This window comes from Variovorax sp. P1_H12_2, assembly GCF_056405335.1.
The window spans coordinates 1-7,932 of the sequence record NZ_JBFUCI010000304.1 but is presented as its reverse complement, the minus strand read 5'-3'; the positions used below and the strand labels follow the sequence as shown (position 1 = coordinate 7,932).

At 67.7% G+C, this 7,932-nt stretch carries 8 protein-coding genes; 2 read left to right on the top strand and 6 right to left on the bottom strand.

The annotated features are described in order from the left end of the window. From accC to AC1D2K_RS24720, 4 genes are all read right to left on the bottom strand, one after another. Positions 1-1,125 (bottom strand): acetyl-CoA carboxylase biotin carboxylase subunit (gene accC, locus AC1D2K_RS24735; RefSeq protein ID WP_478091732.1); only part of this gene is annotated, 1,125 nt, incomplete at its 3' end. Between the two features lie 72 nt (positions 1,126-1,197). Beyond that, a complete protein-coding gene (accB, locus tag AC1D2K_RS24730) occupies positions 1,198-1,659 on the bottom strand; it encodes an acetyl-CoA carboxylase biotin carboxyl carrier protein (RefSeq protein WP_478091730.1) in 462 nt (153 codons plus the stop codon). Positions 1,660-1,774: 115 nt separating this feature from the next. Then, positions 1,775-2,311: a TlpA family protein disulfide reductase gene (locus AC1D2K_RS24725; protein ID WP_478091729.1), complete on the bottom strand. Its 537-nt coding sequence runs from the start codon at positions 2,309-2,311 to the stop codon at positions 1,775-1,777. After that, entirely contained in the window at positions 2,308-2,907 is a 600-nt protein-coding gene (locus AC1D2K_RS24720) for a hypothetical protein (protein ID WP_478091727.1), read from the bottom strand. The genes AC1D2K_RS24725 and AC1D2K_RS24720 overlap by 4 nt, the downstream gene beginning before the upstream one ends. Positions 2,908-2,974: 67 nt before the next feature. On the opposite strand from AC1D2K_RS24720, the gene mpl reads away from it, so the two are divergent. Further along, positions 2,975-4,459 (top strand): UDP-N-acetylmuramate:L-alanyl-gamma-D-glutamyl-meso-diaminopimelate ligase, encoded by a 1,485-nt coding sequence (mpl, locus tag AC1D2K_RS24715; RefSeq protein WP_478091725.1) that lies wholly within the window; start codon positions 2,975-2,977, stop codon positions 4,457-4,459. A 4-nt stretch (positions 4,460-4,463) separates the two neighbouring features. Beyond that, positions 4,464-4,964 (top strand): cupin domain-containing protein, encoded by a 501-nt coding sequence (locus AC1D2K_RS24710; protein WP_478091724.1) that lies wholly within the window; start codon positions 4,464-4,466, stop codon positions 4,962-4,964. A 46-nt stretch (positions 4,965-5,010) separates the two neighbouring features. Here AC1D2K_RS24710 and AC1D2K_RS24705 read toward each other — a convergent pair whose 3' ends face one another. Beyond that, positions 5,011-6,129 (bottom strand): 3-deoxy-7-phosphoheptulonate synthase, encoded by a 1,119-nt coding sequence (locus tag AC1D2K_RS24705; protein ID WP_478091723.1) that lies wholly within the window; start codon positions 6,127-6,129, stop codon positions 5,011-5,013. Between the two features lie 204 nt (positions 6,130-6,333). Then, complete coding sequence (tldD, locus tag AC1D2K_RS24700) at positions 6,334-7,794, bottom strand: metalloprotease TldD (RefSeq protein ID WP_478091722.1); 1,461 nt, start codon at positions 7,792-7,794, stop codon at positions 6,334-6,336. Positions 7,795-7,932 lie beyond the last annotated feature (138 nt).

Below are 7,932 nucleotides of genomic sequence, written 5' to 3'. Positions count from 1 at the left end.
GTAGTTGGTGTAGACATGCGAATCGACCCGCACGCCCGGTCCGCCCGGCGGATGCCACATGGTGATGCGGCCCGGCGAGGGCGTGAACTTGTACGGATYCTCGGCGTTGATGCGGCACTCGATCGCGTGGCCGCGCATCTCGATCTGGCGCTGGGTGAACGGCAGCTTCTCGCCGGCGGCCACCATGATCTGCGTCTTCACGATGTCGATGCCGGTGGTGAACTCGGTCACCGGATGCTCCACCTGCACGCGGGTGTTCATCTCGATGAAGTAGAACTCGCCGTTCTCGTAGAGGAATTCGAAGGTGCCGGCGCCGCGGTAGCCGATCTTCTTGCAGGCGGCCGCGCAGCGCTCGCCGATCTTCTCGATCAGCTTGCGCGGGATGCCCGGCGCCGGCGATTCCTCGATCACCTTCTGGTGGCGCCGCTGCATGGAACAGTCGCGCTCGCCCAGGTAGACCGCGTTCTTGTGCTTGTCGGCGAGGATCTGGATCTCGATGTGGCGCGGGTTCTGGAGAAACTTCTCCATGTAGACGGCCGGATTGTTGAAGGCCGCGCCGGCTTCCGCCTTGGTCATCTGGATCGCGTTGACCAGCGCCGCCTCGGTGTGGACCACGCGCATGCCGCGCCCGCCGCCACCGCCCGCCGCCTTGATGATGACCGGGTAGCCGATCGCGCGCGCGATCCGCTTGTTGGTATTGGCGTCGTCGGACAACTCGCCCTCGGAACCCGGCACGCAGGGCACGCCGGCCTTGATCATGGTCTGCTTGGCCGACACCTTGTCGCCCATGATGCGGATCGACTCGGGCGATGGGCCGATGAACTGGAAGCCGCTCTGTTCCACGCGCTCCGCGAAATTGGCGTTCTCGCTCAGGAATCCGTAGCCCGGGTGGATGGCTTCCGAGTCGGTCACTTCCGCCGCCGAGATGATGGCGGGCATGTTCAGGTAGCTCTGCGACGAAGAGGCCGGGCCGATGCACACCGCTTCTTCGGCCAGCTTGACGTACTTGGCGTCGCGGTCGGCCTCGGAATAGACCATCACGGCCTTGATGCCGAGTTCGCTGCAGGCGCGCTGGATGCGCAGCGCGATCTCCCCGCGGTTGGCGACTAGGATTTTCTTAAACATGAGCGCCCTCGCGGCTCGATCGCGCCAACGCGCGACCACCCCGGATCGGGACCAGTATCTTCTTGAACATGGTCACTCGATGATGAACAGGGGCTGGCCGTATTCGACCGCCTGGCCGTTCTCAGCGAGGATCTGCGTGACGGTGCCGGACTTGTCGGCCTCGATTTCGTTCAGGATCTTCATCGCCTCGATGATGCAGACGGTGTCGCCTTCCTTGACCTGGCTGCCGATCTCGACGAAGGCCGGGGCACCGGGGCTGGACGAGCGATAGAAGGTGCCGACCATGGGCGACTTGATCGCATGGCCCGTGACCACGGCTTCCACCGGAGCGGCAGCGGGCGCGGCGGCAGCGGCGGCCGGCGCAGCGACAGGCTGGCCCGCTGCAGGCGCTGCCAGCGTCTGCACATACTGAACCGGCGCCGCGATGCCGCCCTTGACGATGCGGACCTTGCCCTCGGTTTCGGTGATTTCCAGCTCGGAAATATTGGATTCGGACACCAGGTCGATCAGTGTCTTGAGCTTGCGTAGATCCATGGGACTCCAGCGCCGGCTTTGCCGGTCATTTGAATTTAACTCGCCTGAAGATCCGGTTATTTCGGCGTTTCAACGCCAACTACCGGATTTGTAGGGGCTGGATTCTAGCCGCGAACTAGGCCCGCCGCCACGACTGCAGGTCGCCGGCGTCGAGCTGGCCCATTTTACGCGCGACGACCGCGCCGCCCGAATCCACCACCAGGGTGTAGGGCAGGCCCCCCGCAGTGTTGCCCAGTTGCTTGACCAACTCCGTGCCTTGCAGGCCCGCGAGCCCGATCGGATAGCTGACCGGCGTCTTGAGCAGGAATTTGCGCACCGCGCTGGGCTGATCGATGGCCAAACCCACCACTTGCCAGYCGTTGCCGCGCATTTCGCGGAAGAAAGCGTCGATCACCGGCATTTCCTCGACGCACGGCGGACACCAGGTGGCCCAGAAATTGAGGACCAGGGGCTTGCCGCGAAGCCCTTCGAACAGCAGTTCCCCACCCTCGGGCCGCTCGAAACGCTGCGCCCAGAAGGCCTCGTCGAGCCGCTTCCCGTCGCCCTTTTCGTCCCGATGCTGCCGCCACCAGGCGCCGCCGATCCCGGCGGCGGCCGCAACTGCAGCCACTCCACCGTAGAGCCAGCCACGGCGTGTAGGGTTCGAACTCATCCACCATCCTTTTCTTTTTCCATCAGGCGCCGCAATGCCGCGAGGTTGCCGCGCGGCACACGCCCCTGGGTGTCGGGCTTGAGCGCCCCGCGCAGGTCGTCCAGATCGTAGACCAGCAGGTGGACCCCGATCTCCTCGCCCAGCGCCCGACTGGCCGCATGTACGCTGAGCGCCTCCACCTGCTCGCCGTGGAAGCCGGTGACCATGCGCGGCTCGTAGTCCACGTGGTGATCGATCAGCGCGATCTCGGCCGATTTGGAGTCGTCGCAAAACAGCTGGATGTAGATGTCGGACAACCGGGTCGCCGTGCCGTGCCAGACGGCGCCGCCCACGTGCGGCCGGAACTGCGCCATGCGCTCCATCCATTCGAGCGCCAGCAGGCGCAGCGCGTGGAGCTCCTGCGGCTGGGTGTCGGCGCAGAAGAGCTCGATGTAGTCGCGGACCTCGGCCTCGACCTCATCGTTGTTCGGCAGCGCGGTGCGCACGGGCAACCCGAGGTCGCGCAGCGCGCGGCGCTTGGCGGGCCCGTATTCCAGCCCCTCCTCGACCACGAGGCGGGCCGCGACGGCGGCGATTTCCTGCTTCGACGTGTCCATCGGGCCATTTTGCCCGCTCTGCGCCGCTTGCAAACGGATGGCCCCTGCGCATCCCTAGAATCGACCGATGCACATTCACATTCTCGGCATCTGCGGCACCTTCATGGGGGGTGTGGCGGCACTTGCGCGCGAAGCCGGCCACCGGGTGACCGGCTGCGACGCCGGCGTCTATCCGCCGATGAGCGACCAGCTCCGGGCGCTCGGCATCGACCTGATCGAGGGCTTCGGCGCCGACCAGCTGGCCCTGAAGCCGGACATCTTCGTGGTCGGCAACGTGGTTTCCCGGGCCCGGACCGCCGACGGCGGGCCGAAGTTCCCGCTCATGGAAGCCATCCTCGACGCCGGCGCCGCCTACACCAGCGGGCCGCAATGGCTGGCCGAGCACGTGCTGCAGGGCCGGCACGTGCTGGCCGTCGCCGGCACCCACGGCAAGACCACCACCACCTCGATGCTGGCCTGGATCCTCGAGCGCGCCGGTCGGGCGCCCGGTTTCTTGGTCGGCGGCGTGCCGCTGGACTTCGGCGTCTCGGCGCGGATCGGAGGAGCGACACCTCCCCAGGCCGGCGCCGGGCCACTCCCAAGGCGGCCTGCGGCCCCCTCGGGGGGCAGCAAACCAGCAGTGGAGAGCGTGGGGGCCCCCTTCGTGATCGAGGCGGACGAGTACGACACCGCCTTCTTCGACAAGCGCAGCAAGTTCGTCCACTACCGTCCGCGCACCGCGATCCTGAACAACCTGGAGTTCGATCACGCCGACATCTTCGACGATCTGGCGGCCATCGAAAGACAGTTCCATCACCTGGTGCGCACAGTGCCGGGCAGCGGGCGGGTGGTCRTCAACGCCACCGAGGAGAGCCTGCAGCGCGTGCTGGCCCAGGGCTGCTGGAGCGAGCTCGCGCGCTTCGGCGCCGGCGGCGAATGGCAGGCTTCGGGCCCGCACGATGCCTTCGACGTGCTGCGCCGGGGCGAGCGCGTGGGCCGGGTCGAATGGGCGCTGTCGGGGCTGCACAACCAGATGAACGGCCTGGCGGCGATCGCGGCTGCCGATCACGTGGGCGTCGCGCCCGCGGCCGCTGCCGATGCACTGGCGAGCTTTCGCAACGTGCGCCGGCGCATGGAACTGCGCGGCAGCGTGGAGCGCGCCCCCGGAACGATCACGGTCTACGATGATTTCGCGCACCACCCGACCGCGATCCGCACCACGCTCGACGGCTTGCGCCAGAAGCTCGATGCCGCCGGCCGGAAGCAGGATCGCATCCTTGCGGTCTTCGAGCCGCGCAGCAACACCATGAAGCTCGGCACCATGGCAGCCCAGTTGCCCTGGAGCCTGGCGGCGGCCGACCTGTCGTTCTGCCACAGCGGCGGTCTCGACTGGGACGCCGCGGCGGCGCTGGCGCCGATGGGCGACCGGGCCCGGGTGGCGGATGCCATCGATCCGCTGGTCGCGCAGGCGGCGGCGGCGGCACGCGCCGGCGATCACATCGTCTGCATGAGCAACGGCAGCTTCGGCGGCGTGCACGAAAAGCTCATTTCCGCTCTCCACGCGCGAGAATGAAGCCATGCGCGCCCGCCAGCTCATCGAGACCCTCCAGCTGCAGCCCCACCCCGAGGGTGGCTGGTTCCGCGAGATGTTTCGCTCGGCCGCACAGGTACTGCCGGCCGATGGACGGGCGGCGCGCGATGCGCTCACCACCATCTACTACCTGCTCGAAGCACAGCAGCACTCGCGCTGGCACCGGGTGCAGTCCGACGAGGTCTGGATCCACCTCGAGGGCGCACCCCTGGCGTTGTGGACCAGCGACGCGGCGCTGCGTACGGCGCCCGCTCATCTGCGGCTCGGACCGGTCGACGTCCACGGCACGCGGCCCCAGCACACCGTGCCGGCCGGCCAGTGGCAGGCGGCACGGCCGATCGTGGCAGCGGCGGGCGACGACTACACGCTGGTGAGCTGCACCGTGGGTCCGGGCTTCGACTTCGACGATTTCGCCTTCATGCGGCCCGATGGCGACGAGGCGGCGCTGCTGCGCCACCACTGGCCCGATCTGGCGGCGCTGATCTGATCCGCTGATCCAGACCGGCGCCGGGCCGCCACCGGGCGGCCGACATTCAGCGGCGGCGCTTCTTGACCGCGTGCGCCAGCAGCTCCAGCACCTGGGTCGAATCGTCCCAGCCCAGGCAGGCGTCGGTGATGCTCTGGCCGTATTCCAGCGCCGAAATCGCATCCTTGCCCGCCGTGAACTTCTGCGCCCCGGCCTTCAGGTGGCTCTCGACCATCAGGCCGAACACGCTGTGGCTGCCGCCGGCGATCTGGTCGGCGATGTCCCGCGCGACGTCGATCTGCTTCTGGTGCTGCTTGCTGCTGTTGGCGTGGCTGCAGTCGACCATCAGCTTGGGCGGCAGCTTGGCGGCCTCGAGGTCCTTGCAGGCCGCCGCGACGCTGGCCGCGTCGTAGTTGGGCGCCTTGCCGCCGCGCAGGATCACGTGGCAATCCTTGTTGCCCTTGGTCTGCACGATCGCCACCTGGCCGTTCTTGTGCACCGAGAGGAAATGGTGGCCGCGCGCCGCCGCCTGGATGGCGTCGGTGGCGATGCGGATGTTGCCGTCGGTGCCGTTCTTGAAGCCGATCGGCGCCGACAGGCCCGAGGCCAGTTCGCGGTGCACCTGGCTCTCGGTGGTGCGGGCGCCGATGGCGCCCCAGGAGATCAGGTCACCGATGTACTGCGGCGAGATCACGTCGAGGAACTCGCTGCCCGCCGGCAGGCCCATGCGGTTGATGTCGATCAGCAGTTGGCGCGCGATGCGCAGGCCCTCGTCGATGCGGAAGCTCTCGTCGAGGTAGGGATCGTTGATCAGGCCCTTCCAGCCCACCGTGGTCCGCGGCTTCTCGAAATAGACCCGCATCACGATCTCCAGCGTGCCGGCGTACTTCTCGCGCTCGGCCTTCAGGCGGCGCGCGTAGTCGAGCGCAGCGGCCGGGTCGTGGATCGAGCAGGGGCCCATGATCACCAGCAGACGGTCGTCCTTGCCGGCCATGATGTTGTGGATCGCGTGGCGGGTGCCGGTGATCAGCGATTCCACCGGCGTCCCGGCGATCGGGAAGAAGCGGATCAGATGTTCGGGGGGAGGCAACACAGTGATGTCCTTGATGCGTTCGTCGTCGGTCCTGCTGGTTTTTTCGACGTTCGCATACCAGGTGTCGCTGGGCGGGGCGGCTTTCGTGCTCATCTGTGCTTCCTTGGAGAGGTCTGGATTTCGTGAGGCAATAAAAAAACCGCCGGGCTTGTGGCACCGGCGGTTCTGGGAGGTTCTGCTGTCTGCTTGCTTTACGCGCGCGCCTCTCGTCCGCCGGAAACCGGGAACCAAAAGAAGGCAAAGTAATAAGCGCGGGCGGCGGACATGGGAGGGGACTGTAGCACAGAAAGAAGCCGCTCAGGCGGTGCCGCCGACGGTCAGGCCGTCGATGCGCAACGTGGGCTGGCCGACGCCGACCGGCACGCTCTGGCCCTCCTTGCCGCAGGTGCCGACGCCTGAATCGAGCGCCATGTCGTTGCCGATCATCGTGACCCGCGTGAGCGCGTCGGGGCCGTTGCCGACGATCGTCGCGCCCTTCACCGGGTACTGGATCTTGCCGTTCTCGACCCAGTAGGCCTCGCTGGCCGAAAAGACGAACTTGCCGCTCGTGATGTCGACCTGGCCGCCGCCGAAGTTGGTGGCGTAGAGGCCCTTCTTGATGCTGGCGACGATTTCCGCGGGGACCCGGTCGCCGCCCAGCATGTACGTGTTGGTCATGCGCGGCATCGGCGCATGGGCGTAGCTCTCGCGGCGGCCGTTGCCGGTGGGCTTGGCCTTCATCAGCCGGGCGTTGAGCGAATCCTGGATGTAGCCCTTGAGGATGCCGTCCTCGATCAGCACGTTGCGCTGGGTCGCGTTGCCCTCGTCGTCGACATTGAGCGAACCGCGGCGGTCGGCGATGGTGCCGTCGTCGAGCACGGTGACGCCCTTGGCCGCGACGCGCTGGCCGATGCGCCCCGAGAAGGCGCTCGACCCCTTGCGGTTGAAATCGCCTTCGAGCCCGTGGCCGATGGCTTCGTGCAGCAAGATGCCCGGCCAGCCCGGGCCGAGCACCACCGTCATCTCGCCCGCCGGCGCGGGCCGGGAATCGAGGTTGGTCAGCGCCGACTTGACGGCCTGGTCCACATATTCCGCGATGTGCTCGTCATCGAAGTACGCCAGGCCGAAACGGCCGCCGCCGCCGCCGGAACCGACTTCGCGGCGACCGTTCTGCTCGGCGATCACCGTCACCGACAGCCGCACCAGCGGCCGCACGTCGGCGGCCAGGGTGCCGTCGGCACGCGCCACCAGCACCACGTCGTATTCGCTCGCCAGGCCGGCCATGACCTGGGCCACGCGCGGGTCGCGCGAGCGCGCGAGCTGCTCGACCTTCTCGAGCAGCTTGACCTTGGCGGTGCTGTCGAGTGTCGAGATCGGGTCGACGCCGTTGTAGAGCGAGCGGCTGGCCGCGATCTTGCGCGTCGGCGCCTTGACGCGCGCGGTCTTGCCGGCGGCCGAGATGCTGCGCACCGTGCGCGCGGCATCGAGCAGCGAGGCTTCCGAAATGTCGTCCGAATAGGCGAAGGCGGTTTTCTCGCCGCTGACCGCGCGCACGCCGACGCCCTGGTCGATGCTGAAGCTGCCGGTCTTGACGATGCCCTCCTCGAGGCTCCAGCCCTCGCTGCGGGTGTACTGGAAGTAGAGGTCGGCGTCGTCCACCTGGTGCGCCTTGATCTCCGCGAGCGCACGCGAGAGGTGCGATTCGTCGAGGCCGAAGGGCGTGAGCAGGAGCTGTTGCGCCGTGGCGAGGCGCTCGATGGTGGGTTCGCGGGAGATCATCGAAACATTCTAGGCTCCCCCCCAGGTTGCCCGGCACTTCGTGTCCGGGCGCCCACCCCCTACCGGGGGCAACACCAGCGGCCCGGCAAAGCCGGTTCCGCGGTGTTTCACCAACGGGCCTGGCTGCGCCGGCCGGTG